Origin of the sequence: Micromonospora sp. FIMYZ51, from assembly GCF_038246755.1 — a bacterium.
Lineage (GTDB): Bacteria > Actinomycetota > Actinomycetes > Mycobacteriales > Micromonosporaceae > Micromonospora.
In genome coordinates this window covers 4797032-4814861 of record NZ_CP134706.1, presented here as the reverse complement: position 1 = coordinate 4814861, position 17830 = coordinate 4797032, and the positions used below count along the sequence as shown (strand labels likewise).

Genomic DNA, 17830 nt, shown 5'->3' with positions numbered 1-17830 from the left:
GGGCCCTCGGGAGGGGTGAAGGTCGGTTACTTGCCGCCGCCGGAGCAGGCGTTCGAGCCCGTGTTACCCGAGCCGCAGCCGTCGTCGGTGCTGGTGGCGTACCCGCTGGCGGCGGGACCGGCATCCACCAGCGTGATGTCCAGGTCGAACTCGTCGAGTTCCGTGTTCTGCACTCGCGTTTTTCCTTCCTATGCGGGGGTGAAGGTGAGGACCAAGCGGCTGTGCCGCTTGTCCAGCACCGTCCCGGCCGGCAGGTCGCCGTCGGGAGTACCTGAAGGGACGACGTGCAGCACCGGTGCCGGCTCGTCGCCGTCCACCCATGCGCGCATCTGCGCCACCATCCGCCTGGCCGCCGCACTAGCCTGCGGCCCGTGAGCGCACGCGCCCACATCGAACGTGTCGCCGGTCCAGCGCAGTGCCGACCGGTAGACAAAGGTGCCCTGGTGCAGGGCGGCGGGCGTCCCGAACCGCCAGGCGGGGGCCACGAGATCGGCATCCACGGCCTCCTGCTGCGCCGAGAGCACCACGAAGTGGTCCACCTCCCCGGCGAGACGAGCCGCCAGCCAGAGGTCCAGGTCGGCCAGGACGGTACGAGGCGGCAGGCTCAACCCAGCCCATGCCTGCTCGCGCGGCTGGGACAGCAGCCCGCCGACCGAGCCCGGGTCGACCTGCTGGCCCTCGTCAAGCCGCAGGTGAACACCCTCAGCGACGTCGACGTACCGCAGCTCGTGCGCCCCGGCGCCCTGCATCGCTACGAACCCACACAGGCGATGGCTGTCGCTGACCAGCCGGTCGCCCACGCGGCGTAGCGCCCACGACCGGGTCATCCCGAACGTCCGCACCGGCACGACCAGCACGCCGCCGTCGACGAGCTGCGCCATCCAGGCTGGAGGAATGTCCCACGCCCCGGCGGTGACGATGATCAGGTCGAAGCGTCGGCTCGGGGTGATCGGCTGTTCCGCGTCAGCGCACACCACCGTGACGTCGCCGTATCCTGCCGCCGCCAGGCATGCCACCGCCCGCTCTGTGACCTCGGGATCGATGTCCACCGTCGTGACCGAACCCGACGGGCTCACCAACTCGCGCAGCAACGACGCGTTGTAGCCACCCGACCCGATCTCCAGCACATGCCGGCCCCGCAAGCCGCCGTCGAGGGCGTCGACCGCCTGCCCGAGCATCTCCGCGATCAACCACGGCGCCGACACCGAGCTGACGGACTCGTCACCACGCCGCTTGGTGACCACCGCGATGTCGCTGCGGTACGCCTCCTCGGCCGAGACACCCGGCGTGTACAACTCGCGGGGCACTGCCCGCAACGCCGCCTCCACCTCGGGCCGCATCGTCAACCCTTTGGCCTCATGATCAGCGACCAGTTGGTCGACCATCGCACCACGCAGGCTCTCGCTGCTCACCGTGTCGACACCCATGGACGCGCCACTCTCCCTATTCATTACAGCCGCTCCACCCGACCGGACCGCCAACCGGCAGAGTCGCCCGAGGGGTGCACACGACTTCGGCAACACAGCCACCAGCCCGCAAGTGATCCAGGCTGACGAGCCCAGACGGTAGAGCGGCCACCTGCCGCCCGACCTCACTGACTACGCTTTACACAATCACCCATCGTGACCTAGCCGAGGAATACCGACCTGCGGTCCGACCTTCCGGTCAGCCCGTCCCGGCTCCCGCGCCACGGCGTCGGACGTAGATGATCTGGATGGTCGGTGGCGTAGTCGGCAGGGCCGGCACGCTGGGGCTGAGGGGAGAGACCCGTGCCTCGTCACCCGGAGACCACGATCAGGCCGAGCAGCGTCCTCATCGCTGCCCGGCAGCGTCTGCCTTCGCCGGTACGACCTGGCCAAAGCATGTCCCGCACCGAACTGACCGATGCCGTCAACGCCGCGCTCGACACGATCCACCCAGGCAGCGACGCGAGGCGAGCCTGGTCTGACGTGCTGCCGGCGCGGCGCGGTGTAGGGGAGCGGTGCGGGTCGTAGGCTGCGACGCCGTGACGGGCATCGAGGTACCACGGGCGCAGATGACGGCGGTGGTCGCTTGCGAGGTGGAGGTCAAGTACCGGGTCGCGGATCTTGGTGCCCTGGAGACTGCGCTGGCAGCGCGGGACATCGTCTTGTCGACTCCAGTCACACAGGATGATCAGGCGTACGCGCGGATCGGCTGGGAGTACGGCAGCCCAAGGTTGGGGTGCCGTTCGCGCGTCTGCGGACCGAGCGCGGCCGGCATCTGCTGACCGTGAAAACGCCGGTGGCCAACGAGCTGTTCGGTGTAGAGCACGAGACCGAGGTAGCCGACCGGACACAGATGCACGCCGCCGTCCAGCAGATGGGCTTCTACCCGACGGTCCGGATCCGCAAGACACGCCGCACAGCGACATATGGGCAGATGTCGTTGTGTGTGGACGAGGTCGACGGAATCGGCATCTTCCTGGAGATCGAGCGTTTGGTGGACGGCGGCGAGTGCAATGAGCAAGTTCAGGAAGAGATGCACCGGTTCGCCACGATGCTGGAGGTGCCACTGACACCACCGACACCTACGACTCGCTGATCCGGGCGGCGCAGACCCTGTCCTAAGAGACGTCTCGTAAATCCGAGCGAGGTTCGCAGCCGGATGCGATCCTCGGGGCATGACGGGCCCAGCGCAGGATGACGCCGAGGTGGCATACATGCGGGAGGTCACCGCGCTGGCCGAGAGTCTCATCGCCGCGGAGGATCCCTACGAGGTAGCGCTGGACATCCACGGGGTGTCTGCGCATGCGTCGATCGAGGTGGATCCGGCCGGCTACGTGTACCTCATCTGGGGCGAACTTACCGACTGGGTGGAGCTCAAGCCTGACGAGCATGAGCAGGCCGCAGCTGAGATGGTCCGGGCGGCGCGGGAGTGGCTATCGCTGGACCTTGCCGATCGCGAGGACGTGGCCAGGTATCTGGACTACTGGGTGCACGACGTATGCGGCTATGCAAGGCGGGCCGGCGCAGGCGCTGACTGACTGACTGACGAAAACTCTGCAAAGCGACACCTCGTAGCCCCGGAGTCTGTCTGTTGAGGATGGTGGCGCAGGATGCCTGGGTGCAGGTGATCACGGCAGCCCGCCCGGAGTGGATCTTTCCGTTCACCGGGCTGCAGCCCGCCCAGTTCCGCACGCTAGTCCGGCTGGTCGCCGAGCGTGGCGGCGACAGCATCGCTGATGGCCGGCCGGGCCGACAGTGGGCTCTCGACCTGCCGGATCGGCTGTTGCTGGTCGCAGCGTACTGGCGGACGAACCTGACGATGCGCCAGATCGGCCCGCTGTTCGGGGTGTCGCACTCCGCGGCACACCGGGTCATCGACACCCTCGCGCCGCTGCTGGCCCTGGCGCCAGTGCGTAAACGGCCGGTCGCGCAGATAGCGATCGTCGACGGGACTCTGGTCCCGACCCGCGACCACCGCTTGGCCGCCCGGAGCAAGAACTACCGGTACTCGACGAACCTGCAGGTCGCCATTGACGCCTCCACCCGCCTGGTCATCGCCGTCGGCGAACCGCAGCCCGGCAACCGCAACGACACCATCGTCTACCGCAGCTCGGGCATCGCCGAGAAGCTGGACGGACGGCCGGTGATGGCCGACGGCGGCTACCGTGGCAATCCCGAAGTGATCATGCCGTACCGCAAGCCCTCCGACGGCAGCGACCTTCCGGACTGGAAGCAAGCCCTGAACGTCGAGCATCGCACTGTTCGGGCTGGGGTCGAACACGCTCTGGCCAGGATGAAGTGCTTCAAGATCCTGCGCGACTACCGCCGCGCCGCCCACACATTGGCCGACGCCGCTTCCGGCATCGCGAACCTGCACAACATCATCCTCACCGGCTGACCGCTGAACCGGTGCCGGGCAACGCCTGCACCTAGTTACGAGACGTCCCTTAGAACCAACGCCGTTCAGTTAGGGCGATGGCTGGTTGGTCAAGGGTCGTTGGTGATGACGTCGATGCTGGTGGTGGCTTTGTAGGTGCGGCGGTCGACGTGCGGCCCGCGGGCCTGGTACTTGGAGTTCGAGCGTTTGATCATGCGGGTTTTCGTGCGGATACGGCGGTCAGGCAGCAGGTTGGCCAGGACGCGTTTGCCGATGACGCCGACCAGGTCGATGACGGTGTCGGCGATGACACCGGCGGCGTTCACGACCTGGTCGCGGGCGGCGTTGAGGGCGGTGGTGAAGCTGGCGCGGTCGGGGTCGAGGCCGGGTCGGCTGTCGGTGGCGTCGACCATGGCGGTGCGTAGTAGTTGGTAGACGATCAGCAGGGCGTGGATCTCCTGGTCGATGCCGTCGGGGGTGCGGGCGCGTAGGACCTTGCCGCCGAGGACGGTGGATTTGAGTTCGAGGTAGGCGGTTTCGATCTCCCACCGCTGGTGGTAGAGGCCGACGAGGTCGGCGGCCGGGTAGCGGTGCGGGTCGAGCAGGGTGGTGATCAGCCGGTAGTCGCCGGTGTGGGTGCCGTTGGTGGTGGTGATGCTGATCCGGGCCTCGATCACGCGGACGTGCTGGCCGCCGATGACTGACAGCCAGGAGCCGTCGCGGTAGCGGCGCAGCGACGGGAGCCTGCGGCCGGTCTTGCAGCGGATCAGCAGGTCCGCTCCGGTCGTGGTGAACGTGGTGATCAGGTCGGCGGCGCAGTAGTTGCGGTCGGCCAGCAGCAGCATCCCGGCGCGTAGGCTGCGGGCAAGCTGCCGTGCCTGGACGGTCTCGCCGGTGGCGATCGGGTCGAACACGGCGTCGATGACCGAGCGAGTGCCGCAGGCCAGCAGCGCGCTCAGCCGCAGTCGCGGGTAGCCGGAGCCGCCGTTGTTGCACCGGTGTTTGACGTAGCGACGCAGGTTTGCTGTCGAGTCCGCGACGGTGAGCACGGTGCCATCGATGACGACCGGCAGCAGACCCCGCCACCACACTCCAGCGACAGCACCGGTAGCCGCAGGGCCGCGCAGCAAGTCGAACAACGCCCGTAACGGGGCAGTTCCGAGTCGCTGCCGGGCCTGTCGCAACGCGCTGCCACTGGGATCGGGCATCGGCAGCCCGCGCAAACCGGCGACGAGTTTCGCCCACACCTGCCGGTAGCGGCAATCGGCGAGCAAACAACCGGCCAGCAGCAGGTACACCACCACCCGGGCCGGCAACAGACGGACCCGTTGCTGTGTACGCCGAGTCGCGGCCAGCACGTCATCGACCATCTCGAACGGCAGCAGACGGGTCAGTTCACCGAGATGACCTGCGGCGAACGGCCCGGCAGCTACCGTGACCGTACGTGCTCCCCGCGCACGCGGGGGCGATCCATTCTGCGGCACGTCGTGGTACTCGTCAACGACCTGTTACCCGCGTTACAGTTCGGGGCCCGATCCAGCCCAGGTAGCCGATGCGCTGGTGTCGCACCTCAATCAACCGGGTGGCCTGAATCGACAGTCGATCAAGTGTGGAGGGCGCCGGCGTGGAGGGCCGAGGCAAGGCGGGGGGCCAGTTCCCGAACCGCCGCCTTGTGGTGTGCCCGCGCAAGTTCTTGGGCGAGCCGACGGAGGTCCACGCGGATTGTGGCGGAGTCCGCGCGGGCGAGGGCTTCTAGGACGGGCTTCACCTCGTGGCATGCCCGCTCTGTCTCTCCGGCGGCGGCCAACGCAAGCGCCCACCGAGCCGTGTAGCGGGCTCTCGCTCGGTGAGCGTGTACGGGGATACGGCGGATTGCGGCATCGAAGAGTTCGACCGCCATTTCCGGACGTCCAAGATCATGAAGGCACCAAGCGGTCGCGAGGGTGACCGGATCGTCGACGGTTGACGTGCCGATGATGGGTTCGTCGTCTTCACCGGGCACGTTCAGCAGATCGCGGGCGCGGTCGAGAGCCCTCAGACAGGCGTCGTAATCACCGGCGATGGCATGTCCCTGGGCTTCACGCTGCGCGGCCAGCCCACAGATCCTGGGGTTCTCAGTCTGCTCCTGAGCTAGTTGCGCAAGTTCGACGGTGCCGGGAGCATTGTGTCGGTACATCGTGATCAGCGCCTGTCGGACCAGTGCGTACGCCGCTAGATCGTGGTACCCCGCTGCCTCGGCGAGGTCGCAAGCGTGATCGGTCCACCACATCGCCGCCCCGTCGTCGCCGGCCTCCTGGGCCATCCAGCCCGTGTACTCGGCGAAGCGCGCGGCGAGGGTGAGTATGCGAGCCCGATCGTCGGACCTCGCCTGCGGCGCCATGACGCGGAGGGCGTTGGTCTGCGCGATCAGCATCGGGATCAGTGCCGCTGGTGCGATGGTCTGTCCGAGACGGCGTGACTCCTGGAATATCGTCAGGAAGGCGGGCAAGGTTTCGCCTTCGGTGTGTCGCGGGCCGGAGGTCGGCTGCAGCCTCCACGTGTAAACGGTGGCTACCCCGGTTGTGTGAGGGCCTTGTCGGTGCCGGCCACTGAACTCGCTGTGTCCGTCAGGGCTGAGACCCATCGTCCAGACATCCGCCGTGCCTGCCGGAGGCGGCGAGGGGCTCGGTCGCGTCTCCGGCGCGAGCGCGGCTAGGGCTCCACGTGCACCCAACTGCGCGTCGCACCTGCGCGCCAGATCCAGGCTCGGAACTTTCAACCCAGTCTCGATCTTGCTGAGGTAGCTCTTACTGTAATGAACCAGCTGACTTAGCTCCGTGAGCGACAGCCCGGCGGCGTTACGACGCTCCCGCAACGCAGTTCCGAATGACTGTGTTTTCTTTTCGGCGTTTCGAGGCATTTCGTCTCCCGTTGCCTGGGAAGTGACTGGCTGGGCAACAACTGTCCGCTGACCCCGTGGCGGTGCATGCTGCTATTGGCGACCTGCTGAGGCGAGGCTACACGAGGCATTCAACTCGATGGAAGAGCCGAAAGCGGTGACCGATACCAACGATTGGACGACGATGGCGACGAAGCTCATTGGCCTTAGTTTGATACGACGTTGTGGTGCTGTTGCTCTCGGCGTCACTGCCACCTCGGCGGCCCTGCAGTGGCCTGAACTGGCATCTGCGGTCGCGTTCGGCTGGATGGTTGCAGCGGGCATGGTCGTCGGGGTGCGATCGAGGACCAGAGGTTTAGGGATGTCGGACGAGGTATCCCGTTTTTCTCTTGGCGGGCAACGGGCATCGTCTGGACTTCCCCCCTCTGCGAGCCGATCATCCATACGTGTGCGTTCGACAGGGCAGGCCGAGCGTTGGCGCATACCCAAGTGGGCGCCCGAGGAGTACTCTGCCGAATGTCAATCCGGGGCCCCTGGCGTAGATGCAAATCCACCTCTGGAGTAGAGCGCAATGGCAAAGGTTTTTATCAGCTATCGGAACAGTGATGATCCATCGGCTGCCGTGCTGCTGGCGCAGAGCATCGATGAGCGACTGGGGGAGGGTGCGTCCTTCCTCGACAGCAGGTCCATTCCACTCGGAGTCGACTTCCGGCCTATACTGTGGGGTCAGCTTGCCAAATGTTTGGCGATGGTTGTCGTCGTCGGCCCCAAATGGCTGGCTCCCGATGCGGAGGGCAAACGTCGTGTAGATCTCATGGATGACTTCGTGCGACAGGAAATTGAACTTGCCCTCCAGATCGAAATTCCGATCATTCCTGTTCTCGTGGGCGGTGCCGCAAAGCCGTCCGGCGGCGTCCTGCCGGATTCGCTCGCCGCGCTTGAGCACAAGCAGTACCTCACCCTGCGTCATCGTAGCGCGGATCGGGACCTCGGATGCCTGCTCGACCGACTCGACGAGCTTGTGTTGGCCAGCAGCGGTCCCGACACCCGCGCAAAGCGGTCGGACAACCCAGCTGGGACCGGCGGCATTACCTTCAACGGACGCGTACGAGTGGGCGGAGACATCGTCAACGGCTCCAAGTACGTGACCTGAGATGAGTGAGAAGCCGGATACCACTGCGGACGATCCTGGACCGGACGCGGGGGGCCCGCACCGGGAGACAGCCACCCCCGCCGGCACCGAGACCGCTGCCTCAGGGGCGGGCCGTAAGACCGGCGGCGCGGATAAGGCGAATGGTCGTGTGGGACCGGCCGGTACAGAAACTGCGCCGGCCGACGCGACAGAGACTGACCCTGGAGACGCGACTCGGCGCCAACAGTGGTTGGAAGAAGCGGAGCAGGTGCTGATCCAAGGCGACCTGGTTGGCGGCGACAAATACATGATTACCTTCGGCCGGAGCGAGACACCCGCGCGAATGCACCGTCTGTCTCCCCTGCTGCTGGAGCCGGCCCGCGCCGCGTTCGTACCGCCCCGAGTCATGGGAAAGTTGCAGGCAGACTTCGAGACTCGAAACACCTCCCTCATGCAGGCCTCGGCTGGCCACGGCAGAACCACACTAGCGATCAGACTGCTGCTGGATGCGGCCCATGACACGATCTACCTCTTGGATCCCGCCGTGGATATCGTGCAACTTGCCGATGCAATCGAGGCGGAGCGGCGGCAGCCGGACGGCCGAATCAGGGGCGCCGGTCTCGTAGTCGAACCGGAGGTAGCGATGGTTGTCTCCGGGCGCCAACTGCGGAACCTGGACCACCTTCTCATGGAGGCCAAGGCGCGGCTCGTCATCATCGTCGGTCCCGATACCCGGCTCGCGGACGAGGAGGCGCTCGACCACCGCCTTCCAGGATTCGATCCTCCGACGCATCGGGCCATAGTCGAGAGCCACCTGCGCTGGCGCCTCGGCAACCAGGCGGAGCAGGTGCTCGAGCAGGATGAAGTGGGTCGGGCCATCGACGACCTAGTGCCACGGTTGCCGCGCAGACGGGCAGCCACTTTCGCCGAACTCGTCCAGCGCGCTACCCAGGAGGGCAAGACCAACATAACGCTCGTGCGGGACAGAATGGCGCGACGAAACGCCGACGACTTCACCATTTGGCTCGACGGGTTCACGGACCCCGAGGACATTTGCTTTGCCGTCGCCCTTGCGGTACTCGACGGAATGCCCCATGAAAAGGTTACGGAAATGGGGAGCGTGCTGCTGTCAAAACTAGACATCACGAGAAGCAAATCAATAGACGTCGGTCGGGCTGGTGACCGAAATCGACTAGAAGAATTCCGCGCGTGCCTGCGGGAAGTGTATACCCGGGGCTCCTTCGGCCGCACCGTCGTCCAAGCCGTCGAGTACTCTGAACGGACATATCCCCGGCGCGTCATCCAGCACTTCTGGCGTCGGGTCGGGTTTACCGAGGCGATCACCGACTGGTTGCTCGAGTTGGCATCGACCAAGGAGCAGCCGGAGCGCGTCCGGATTCGTGCAGCGACAGCCCTCGGACTGCTATCCGTTCGAAACTTCGACCATCTGCATCACCGAATGTTCGCCCCCTGGGCGCGAGACGAGGACTACCTGCGCCGGGAGGCGGTCGCGAACGCCCTCCGGGTCCCCGCGGCGACCACCTCCACGGCAGCAAACGTCGTGCGTCTCGTCGAGGAATGGCACGGCGGAATCCGGAGCAATACATGGACGCGGGCCACGGCGGCCCGGGCCTACGGCGTAAGTCTTGCTTCGACGGACCCGACGTGGTTGATCGATCGGCTCGGCAGACTTGCCGTCGTCGACAGGCGCGAGGTCCGATTCTCTGTCGCACGCAGCCTCTCCGATCTCGCTGGGCGGGCTGACTGTCGACTCGTGAGCCCGATCCTGTCGGCGCTCTGCGAGTGGTTGCCCAACTACCGGCGCGAGCCGGCGGCGCAGTGGGCGTTCCTCGATGCAGCAAGGTCGCTGATCGCCGAGACGGATGACGACCACCGCGGAGTACCGGAGTTGTGGCCGGTCCTGCTCGTCCTCGCCGATGGCGACCGGCGGCTGCGGGGCACGCTGTGCCTCCTGTGGGCAAATTCCTTACAGTCCTGGACCTTCCGTGACCAAGCCATCACAACCCTCACCGACTGGGCTGCCATGGCCGAGAAGAACCAGACGATGCGGCGGGCGTTCACATATCTGATTGGCGCCGTATATCAGCAAGACGAGCGGATGCGGCATACCGTACGCCACTTGGTTGATCAATGGCGCAGCCCTGATCACTTACAACCATTGACAAGAACCGCGAGCGCCGTCAAAGGATACCTCGGCCAACTCGAGACAGAGACCACGAACCTGGAGTAGAAGAAATGGCACGTGGCTTCCAGCCAATCATTCGCTCTGCACCTATCGCCTGGCCTGGGTGGCAGCGTACTCCTGCCTCCCGGCCGGGGGTGACCGTCGTGTACTCGAACGCCGCAGGCGAGGTGAGCTATCCGGATAGCGTCCGGTTCAAGTGGAGTCGTCAGGCCCCAGTTTTCGGCTGGACGCGATACGAGATAGACGTGGCCGATCATCGGCGAATCGCGAAATTGGGAGGGATGGACCTGCCAACCGCAAGGCGCGCTCATTATCTGGAGGCGACACTGAACATTGGATTCCGTGTGACGGATCCGGCCGAAGTGGTGCGCCGCAATATCACCTACGGCGACTCCGCGATCCTCAACTACGTCGGGGACGCGCTGAGGGCCACGGTCCGTGAATTTGAAATCGATGAGACTCACCTCGCCGAAGAGCGGTTTAACCGCGAATGCGCCGAAGGCTTCACTCTTCCTGAAGGAATCAAGATCTATTATGTATGCGCACAACTCACTCCCGATTTCGCCGCGCGTGAGTATCTGGCCGACCGCAGAGATTCGCATCGCCGTAGGGAACTTGAAGTCGAGCGGCACGAGCAGGCCAAGTTGGCCGCCATGCGTGCAAACGAGATCAAGAGGATCGAACACTCCGGCGAGCTGGAAAGACACAAGGAAGCCCTGACAACCCTTCGTGGACTGGACTTGGACCCCTACCAGCTACTACTCGCGCACCTAGCCGAGAATCCGCAGGACAAAGAGGGAACCTTCGACCTCATCATGCAGGTTTGGAAGACTGGAGTTGATCGCGACGAAGCACGCGACGTGCGCTCGTCGGAGCTGCTGACATATCTCATCGATAAAGGCGTGCTGCAGGCTGTCGACATCGAGCGGTTCCGGGACGATCTCACCGATCGCATCCGTGAGGCGGTGTCACGCAAAAGCCCTACCCCTGCTGCTTGGACGGAACCTCCCGTTCTCTCGCCGGTGAAACTGGGACGCGCGAGTACGGTGCCGCCGCCCCGGCCCGGTGCCGACGGGTCGTCGGTCAATGGAGCCCGACGTCTGTGAGCGTCTCCGACATGCCCGATGCAGGTACTGTCCGCAGTTACCATCTGCGCTATCTCCGGTGCCCGACGTGAACAAGCAGGTTTGCTGCACGCGCTGGCGACGGTAACGGACCCTCACAAACGCGTGGTTTCGTCACCCGCTGGCCGGGTTGCCCGCAGTGTAGGCGGTGATGGCGGGGCACGCTCGATGGTCGCGATCGGGGGTGTCTGCCGGCACGACCTGGACAATATCGCCCAGGCACGGCTCGGCTTCCTACGCGGGGGTACCGGCCACGACCATGATGTGACGGCTGCTGATCCGTCTGGGCGCCCCCTGCTGTCCACGGTTCTCGCGAGCTGGCTGCGTTCGCACCTCGCTGCAGGATCAGCCCCAGCGACGGCGGTACCGGCAGGTCGTCGCCATCGACGGCAAGCCGTGCGAGACGCTCCCGGGCAGACGGCAGCCCAGTACACCTGCTGGCCGCGCTGGGCACCAGCAGCGGCATCGTCATCGAGCGGGTCATCGTCGGCACCATGAGCAACGAATCAACCTCTGCCGAGCACGCCGCTATAGATTTGGGTAGCAGTAGCCGGACGCCGCGACCGTGTCCTGCGCGGCGCGAACGTTGCCTGCGGACAGTGAGGCGGATGAGTCAGGCCCACCAAACCCCTTCGAGTCCTGTCCGTTGGCAGTGATCCAGTGCTCCTCGCCTTCGCCCGAGTAGCAGTACGACTCCGAGGCGGCGGTACCCCATTGTCGGTCCTGAGGGTTTCGGTCTTGAAGCCGTCGGGGCTGATGCTGTCACGGCAGAAGCTGAAGTTGCGGCCCACAGCGGCTCAGCCGTCCGCTCGCGGCCGCAACCGCCGAGCGCGAACGATGCCGCTGTCGCCGTGACCAAGACCCAGGGGTGCGCCGGGCAACGACCAAGGCGTCTCTACCAGTGGACATGGTTGGATTCGACTCCGTTCGCTCTTACCCAGTGGTCTGGGTAATCGCCGGAGTAGCAGTAGCTCTGGGTGAACGCGTGACCATTGCCGTCGGTTCGCAGGCTAAATGCGTAGAAACCGTCCGGGTCGACTGAGTCGTGGCAGGTCAATGTCACGCTCGTGTGCGGTGTGAAGGCGTCTAACGTAATTGCGTAGCGGTAACCAGCCCGCGCCGCCGGTCCTTGTGCCAGGTAGACGGCAGGGCTGGGTGGCGGAGGTGGGGGCGGGGCAGGAGAAGGCAATGGTACTGAAACCTTCGATTCACCGGACCAAGTCACGTGATTCGACTCGACGCCGTTCGCCGCGACCCAGTGATCCGGCCCGTCGCCCGAGTAGCATTGGCTCGTCGTGCTGGCACCTCCTTCGCTGTCGGTACGCAGGGAAAACCTGTGGAAGCCGGCAGACGAGACGCTGTCGTAGCAGGTGATGTTAATCATGCTTATGGCGGGAAAGCCGCGTAGAGTTATCGCGTACCGGTATCCCTTTGGCGCTGCGGGGCCCTTCGCGAGCCGAACCACCGGGCTGTCCTCCCCGCCTAACCCTGGTGTACGGGGTGCCACGGTAGGCGCCCTGGGAGCATTGGTGAGGGCCGGGTCCTTACTTGGCGAGGCGCCCCACAGCACGCTGTTTGAGTACCAGTCGTCGACCGATACGGTGTGCTTGCCGTTCACGGCGGAGTAGCAGCCCCTCTCGCTGTAGGCGTTGCCGTTCGCATCGGTTCGGATCGGATAGCGGCGGAATCCGCGCTTGTCAGGTAGGAAGTCGGTGGGGGTGTTGTCCTCCGAGTCGAAGCACCGCACCTCGAACGTCGTGTGCGGACGCAGCCCGCGGACCGTGATTGCGTACCAGTAGCCCTCTGGCGCAGCGGGTCCGCGAGCGAGTGTGACCGCGTGACCGGCCTCGGGGATGAGCGGGTAGCGGGTGCCAATCTCGGTCATGCCTTCCCGCTTGTGGCACCCCGGCAGCCCTTCGGGTGGTGTGTTGAGCAGTGCGGCGTAGACGTAGCCTGAGGATCCGACGTAGCGTCCGTCGATTTTCGTGACCAGGTACCACCGGTCGAGTCCCGGATGACCGTCGGGGTCGGCGATCTGCCCCCTTATCCAGCACCGAACGGTGACGACGGTGCCGTTGTCTGGCTGGTCGAGCACGACGCAGGTGGCCTTGGTGCACTGGCGGAGGTTGATCCAGCCGAGATCTGAGTTGAGAACCGCACGGTGTTCGGCCGGAGCGGCTCCCTGGCGTGCCCGCACCAGATCCGTACCGAGCAGCAGTACGGCAAGGATCGCGACCAGGACGACGACCGGAACCGTGCGGGCGGTGGTAATCTTCACATCCGCTCCTTAGTGGGATCAGCAGTCCGGCACATTGGCATCCACTCTCGTGCTGCCGCCCGTACCGGGAACATCGCCGTTGGCGAAGGTGTCGGAAGGCGCGTACAGTCCCCGCCACTCGCTCTCTAGGCGGTACCAATACAGAACGCTGGTCATCCCACCGACGGTGTTTCGAACCTTGCATGAGACGTGAACCGATGTGCCGAAGGGGATGCGTGCGGCGTCCGCGGGAGTGCCGTTCACGTCGCTGAAAACGGGGGTGCCTGCTCGGTTGTCCGTGAGTTGGACCGTCGTTCCTCCCGGTGAGCGCGGGTCGGCGCGACCATCGAACAGTACGAAGGCGAGCGGAACGATGAGGCCGAGGCACACACCGAGCCCGGTGGTCAACCGCCATGGCCAACGCTGCCGCTGCGCCGGCTTCATGGCAGACGCGTTCCGCACCCACGCCTTGGTGGTCGGGTGGCCCGCCGTCTTGATGTCGACAGCGGCAAAACTGTCCGGATCCACATCGCGGTATCCGGGCCTTACCACAGCCTCGTAGAGGCCTTCAGAGACGATCAGCGCGACCCGGTCTCGTGGCCGGGCTGTCAGTACGTCGGCGAGAACGGCGGCCGTTACCATCCGGTCGGCGACGGCAAGAGCTGCACCGGCCCAGCCATGCGGATCCCGGCTCGCGATTCCAAGGTGGACGGCGACCCGCAGACGTAGGCGGTTTCGCCCTGCTGCGGGCAGGTGTGCCAGCCGCTTTTCGAGTGAGTCCAGGTAGTCCACCACGATGGCCGCGGGCGAGGTAAATCCGGGTACGAAGAGGTGGACTCCGCCGAGGTAGTCCTGGACCGCGAAGTCGCTCCACGGGAGGCTTGCATCGGCGGCTGCGAGGAGCAACTGCTCGTACATCGTCGCGCGTAGGGCGCCCTGTTCCGGATCGGGCCGGTCGATGTACTTGTCAATGCGGATGGCGACCACAGTGTATTGACTCTCGCCGCTCATGTGCTGCGGGATCGCTGGGGGCGGGGGTGTCCCGCCGTTCTGATCACTGATGATCCTCGCGATCTGGTCAGCGAGCATGTCCAGGCTTTGATGGGCGGTCCGGACGTCGATGCGGATGTACTGGCGGTATGCCAGCTCCCGCAGATCGCGCGGCAGATCGCCCTCAGACGGCAGGGGCGTATCGCCGACTAGCACGGGAACGACGTTCAAGCCGAACCGCAGAGCGTAGGCGATCTCCAGCCGTACATAGTCGTCCGGCATATCCAGCCGACGCACGCCATCCTGCTCGGCGGACAACCACTGCTCACCGATCACGGTGAGCAGGACGTCGGACTCGCTCAGCGCCTGCCAGAGCCGCGATCGAAAATCCGCGCCGAGCGGGATGCTGCGGCTGTCTCGGAAGACTGCCTCGTTTCCGAAACGTGCTCGCATTGATTCGTCAAGCAGTATTGCAGCCGCAAACTGATCAGACTTGCGGTAACTGATAAATATTCGGAATGACATGGACTCCGATTCCCCTTTCAGGCAAGTCGTAGGGTGGCATCGCTGCCGGCCGTTCGCAAGGCTCTAGCCCTTCCGGCGCCAAAGAGGAAACAGGAAACGCTGGATGGCCAATCATCGAGGAACGACAGGGCGTTTCAACCCTGAACCGTCGTTAGCTCAGGGCTCAGGCAAGGTAGCGATATGCCCGTCGTGGGTGTTTTGGGGCGGACGCTCCTGATCATGGTGGTAGGCCGGGCGCGGTCTTTCGGTGAACATCCAGGTGTCGAAGCCGAAAGATCATCCGAGGACCACGCCCGTTGGGAACATCAACGCTGATCGGTGTGCTCGCCGTGCACGCGGATCATGTTGGAGTGTCGCTGCCTGCCTTATCCCGGCCGAGTCTGGTCGAGGCGTTGACGGTCGTGCCGGTGGGGGTGATGACGGTGTCGGGGTGCCGCGGCATCCTGGGCTCCCAGCACAGGCGGGTCTGATTGAACGTGTTCGCGTTAATGCTTTCGTAGCAGAATGGCGAGGTGATCGTCGAACGACTGCGCGAGGCTCATAAGTAAATCATGGCCTTTGGTTGCTGTGCCTGCTGAGGGCCGGCCGATGACGCCCGTTTTTGTGTACGCGCTCATGCCGTGGACGAGCAGCATTGGACGGTTGTCTGCGGCGTGGTCGCCGTCGGTGAAGTCGTCGCTGACGGCGTGTGGCTGGACGTGCAGCAGGATGGATACCTCCAGTTCACCGGCGTGCATGTCGTGGTGCGCATCGCTGTCCAGGCGTGCGTCCTGTCGGGCTTTGTGCCAGTCCTCTCGGGTGGGGAACAGGGTCATCGAGCCCGGGGTGACGGCGTTGGCGGTCTGCACGATGTTGGAGAGCACGTAGTTGCCGCCGTGGCCGTTGACGATGGCCAGGCGGGTGATTCCGCTCGCGGCGAGTGAGGCCCGGGTGTCCTCGATGATTGCGGTGAGGGTCTGGTGGGTGATGCTGACGGTGCCGGGCCAGGCGGCGTGTTCGTGTGAGCACGACAGCGTGATCGGCGGTAGGAGCAGGACATTGTGCCGTCGCGCGATGGCTGCGGAGATGGCCGTGGCGACGATCGTGTCGGTGGTCAGCGGCAGGAATGAACCGTGCTGCTCGAAGCTGCCGACGGGGAGAACCGCTACCTCCGGTGTGCGGGAGGCGACGTCGGTGCTTGTGGTGGTCGGAAGCAGGTCCATTCGGTCATCTTGTCACTGGGCTGTCACTGCGGTGCGGTACCTGTCGATGAAGATCCGTACCGCGGGCAGGGCTTTGTGGCGGCGTAGCGCTACCGCGACTGGTTGGGTGGCGCGGATGACGCGGTAGGACGCGGTTTCGTCCGCGAGTCGCAGCGCGGCCGTGGCGTGGTCTGCCGCGCGTTCAGGGTCTTGGTGCAGGTAGCACTCGGCAAGGTGGGCGTGCCAGAGTCCGGTGTCGATCAAGGTGATGAGGGCTTGGTCGTTGAGGAGTTCGGTGAGGATCGTGGCGGCGGAGGACGGGTCGCCGAGCAGGAGCCGGCAGCGAGCGTCGACTGCGGCAACGTAGTGCGGGTCGCAGTGCCGGGCGAACTGGTCGTCGTCGGCGTCGATGGTGGTGGTGTTGAGTAGTTCGCGGCGGGCGGTCGTGATCGCGGTGAAGGTGTCTTCGTCGTTGCCGCTGGCCGCCAAAGCCTCGGCCACGCGGGTGAGGCATAGCGTGCGGGTGCGGGCGGGCACCGGGCCGGATGACAAGGACCGGCGTGACAGGACGATCGCGGTGCGGATGTCGCCGTTGTCGAGGGCGCGCTGGCTTTGTCGCATGAAGGCGTAGGCGGTCAGTGGCTGGTCGTTAGCTTCTGTTGCTCGTTGGTGCGATCGGTCGAGCCACCTGGCACCGTCGGTTGAGGTGGTGGTGTTGTCAGCGATCCAGCTCATGAATTCTGACAGTTGGGCGTCGATACGTGCGAGGTGCGGGCGGGTGCCGTCGCGCTGAAGACGGTCGAGGATGTCGAGATGTTGCTGTACGCGAACGCCGAGCTGGGGCCAGGTTCGGGTGGGCTGGGCGGTCAGGTGATCGAGTGCTCGTTGCCAGGCCTGTGGATCGCCGTGGAGGAGTGCGTCGTCGACGTGTCTGCCTATCGCTCGGACGGTAGCAATCTGATCCGGTAGCTGGGGGAGTGGAGGGGCGTAAGGCGTACGTCGTGGGTTATAGAGGCCGAGGTCGGCATCTGTGGCGGCGCCGAGGACTTGGCGTAAGGCGTTGCGGCGTTCGCGGCTGGGCCAGCGGTGCTCGCCGCGTTCGAGTTTGCCGACCCAGCGGTGGTCGACGTAGTGGGCGGTGAGGCTTCGTGCGGGGTAGAGGCGGTCGAGGGCGGCGTTGACGGCGTCGGCCAACTCTGCTCGGGACAGGTGTTGACCGGGACGTCGCGGCGAGTGCCGCCGATGCCGTGCTGCGGCCAGCAGCGCGTTGGGAGTGACGACGGTGTCGGGGTGGCGCGGCATCGAGACCTCCCTCCGAGTTCCATCCCGAGTGGTAGCCGAGGTGTAGCTGCGGTAGACGGGGAAGGTCCTGTTCGGATTCCCGCCGTGGGTCGCTCATGTTCGGTCGGCGGTGTTCCGCCGGTCGGATGCGTTCAATGTAACCCCACCAACCGGGCTGACGGTTCTGACGAATCCGAATAGCTGTCGTGTTGGCTGGTTACGTGCTGGTCGGACCGTAAGTCGGTACGTGAGGTCGGTCCGTAGGTCGGCATTCCCGATTCTCGCGGGTTGCGTGATTGTTGATTCGCGAGGAGCTATTCGTCACTGGCGGGTGTCAGGTGAGGGGAGGGTGCGCCGGCGTGAAGTGGTTCGTGCCGGCCGATGATCGGCCGTTCAATCCTTTCGGTTGCGCT

General features: G+C 65.2%; 14 protein-coding genes. 6 read left to right on the top strand and 8 right to left on the bottom strand.

Annotation, left to right across the window (positions count from 1 at the left end):
• Positions 1 to 26 precede the first annotated feature (26 nt).
• Positions 27 to 173, bottom strand: a complete 147-nt coding sequence (locus QQG74_RS21515) for an FxLD family lanthipeptide (protein ID WP_341716563.1) — start codon at positions 171 to 173, stop codon at positions 27 to 29.
• A 15-nt stretch (positions 174 to 188) separates the two neighbouring features.
• The gene (gene fxlM / locus QQG74_RS21510) at positions 189 to 1427 is read right to left on the bottom strand and encodes a methyltransferase, FxLD system (protein ID WP_341716562.1); all 1239 of its coding nucleotides are present in this window, start codon (positions 1425 to 1427) and stop codon (positions 189 to 191) included.
• A gap of 775 nt (positions 1428 to 2202) precedes the next feature.
• Between fxlM and QQG74_RS21505 the strand changes: the two genes are divergently transcribed.
• From QQG74_RS21505 to QQG74_RS21495, 3 genes are all read left to right on the top strand, one after another.
• The gene (locus QQG74_RS21505; RefSeq protein WP_341716561.1) at positions 2203 to 2562 is read left to right on the top strand and encodes a class IV adenylate cyclase; all 360 of its coding nucleotides are present in this window, start codon (positions 2203 to 2205) and stop codon (positions 2560 to 2562) included.
• Between the two features lie 79 nt (positions 2563 to 2641).
• Positions 2642 to 3004 (top strand): hypothetical protein, encoded by a 363-nt coding sequence (locus QQG74_RS21500; RefSeq protein WP_341716560.1) that lies wholly within the window; start codon positions 2642 to 2644, stop codon positions 3002 to 3004.
• An 80-nt stretch (positions 3005 to 3084) separates the two neighbouring features.
• Positions 3085 to 3864, top strand: a complete 780-nt coding sequence (locus QQG74_RS21495) for a transposase family protein (RefSeq protein WP_341716559.1) — start codon at positions 3085 to 3087, stop codon at positions 3862 to 3864.
• 89 nt (positions 3865 to 3953) lie between these two features.
• On the opposite strand, the gene QQG74_RS21490 is transcribed toward QQG74_RS21495, so the two are convergent.
• Together QQG74_RS21490 and QQG74_RS21485 are read right to left on the bottom strand one after the other, a co-directional pair.
• Positions 3954 to 5327 carry an IS4 family transposase gene (locus QQG74_RS21490; protein ID WP_341716558.1) on the bottom strand — a complete coding sequence of 458 codons (1374 nt, stop codon included), beginning with the start codon at positions 5325 to 5327 and terminating at the stop codon, positions 3954 to 3956.
• A 119-nt stretch (positions 5328 to 5446) separates the two neighbouring features.
• The gene (locus QQG74_RS21485; protein WP_341716557.1) at positions 5447 to 6331 is read right to left on the bottom strand and encodes a hypothetical protein; all 885 of its coding nucleotides are present in this window, start codon (positions 6329 to 6331) and stop codon (positions 5447 to 5449) included.
• A 961-nt stretch (positions 6332 to 7292) separates the two neighbouring features.
• On the opposite strand from QQG74_RS21485, the gene QQG74_RS21480 reads away from it, so the two are divergent.
• The 3 genes from QQG74_RS21480 (at position 7293) to QQG74_RS21470 (ending at position 11165) form a co-directional block, all read left to right on the top strand.
• Complete coding sequence (locus QQG74_RS21480; protein ID WP_341716556.1) at positions 7293 to 7874, top strand: toll/interleukin-1 receptor domain-containing protein; 582 nt, start codon at positions 7293 to 7295, stop codon at positions 7872 to 7874.
• Position 7875: 1 nt separating this feature from the next.
• Complete coding sequence (locus QQG74_RS21475; RefSeq protein ID WP_341716555.1) at positions 7876 to 10104, top strand: hypothetical protein; 2229 nt, start codon at positions 7876 to 7878, stop codon at positions 10102 to 10104.
• 98 nt (positions 10105 to 10202) lie between these two features.
• A complete protein-coding gene (locus QQG74_RS21470; RefSeq protein WP_341716554.1) occupies positions 10203 to 11165 on the top strand; it encodes a hypothetical protein in 963 nt (320 codons plus the stop codon).
• A gap of 913 nt (positions 11166 to 12078) precedes the next feature.
• Here the strand turns inward: QQG74_RS21470 and QQG74_RS21465 are convergent.
• The 4 genes from QQG74_RS21465 to QQG74_RS21450 form a co-directional block, all read right to left on the bottom strand.
• Complete coding sequence (locus tag QQG74_RS21465; RefSeq protein ID WP_341716553.1) at positions 12079 to 13461, bottom strand: hypothetical protein; 1383 nt, start codon at positions 13459 to 13461, stop codon at positions 12079 to 12081.
• 18 nt (positions 13462 to 13479) lie between these two features.
• Positions 13480 to 14955, bottom strand: a complete 1476-nt coding sequence (locus QQG74_RS21460) for a toll/interleukin-1 receptor domain-containing protein (RefSeq protein WP_341716552.1) — start codon at positions 14953 to 14955, stop codon at positions 13480 to 13482.
• 485 nt (positions 14956 to 15440) lie between these two features.
• A complete protein-coding gene (locus tag QQG74_RS21455) occupies positions 15441 to 16157 on the bottom strand; it encodes a creatininase family protein (RefSeq protein WP_341716551.1) in 717 nt (238 codons plus the stop codon).
• Between the two features lie 12 nt (positions 16158 to 16169).
• Entirely contained in the window at positions 16170 to 17438 is a 1269-nt protein-coding gene (locus QQG74_RS21450; protein WP_341716550.1) for a hypothetical protein, read from the bottom strand.
• Between the last annotated feature and the right edge of the window lie 392 nt (positions 17439 to 17830).

What these genes read in the sequence shown, in the direction of transcription:
- fxlM (WP_341716562.1), bottom strand. Translation starts at nt 1,427, where the DNA reads ATGGGTGTCGACACGGTGAGCAGCGAGAGCCTGCGTGGTGCGATGGTC.
- QQG74_RS21480 (WP_341716556.1), top strand. Translation starts at nt 7,293, where the DNA reads ATGGCAAAGGTTTTTATCAGCTATCGGAACAGTGATGATCCATCGGCT.
- QQG74_RS21475 (WP_341716555.1), top strand. Translation starts at nt 7,876, where the DNA reads ATGAGTGAGAAGCCGGATACCACTGCGGACGATCCTGGACCGGACGCG.
- QQG74_RS21450 (WP_341716550.1), bottom strand. Translation starts at nt 17,438, where the DNA reads ATGCCGCGCCACCCCGACACCGTCGTCACTCCCAACGCGCTGCTGGCC.
- QQG74_RS21455 (WP_341716551.1), bottom strand. Translation starts at nt 16,157, where the DNA reads ATGGACCTGCTTCCGACCACCACAAGCACCGACGTCGCCTCCCGCACA.
- QQG74_RS21460 (WP_341716552.1), bottom strand. Translation starts at nt 14,955, where the DNA reads ATGTCATTCCGAATATTTATCAGTTACCGCAAGTCTGATCAGTTTGCG.
- QQG74_RS21500 (WP_341716560.1), top strand. Translation starts at nt 2,642, where the DNA reads ATGACGGGCCCAGCGCAGGATGACGCCGAGGTGGCATACATGCGGGAG.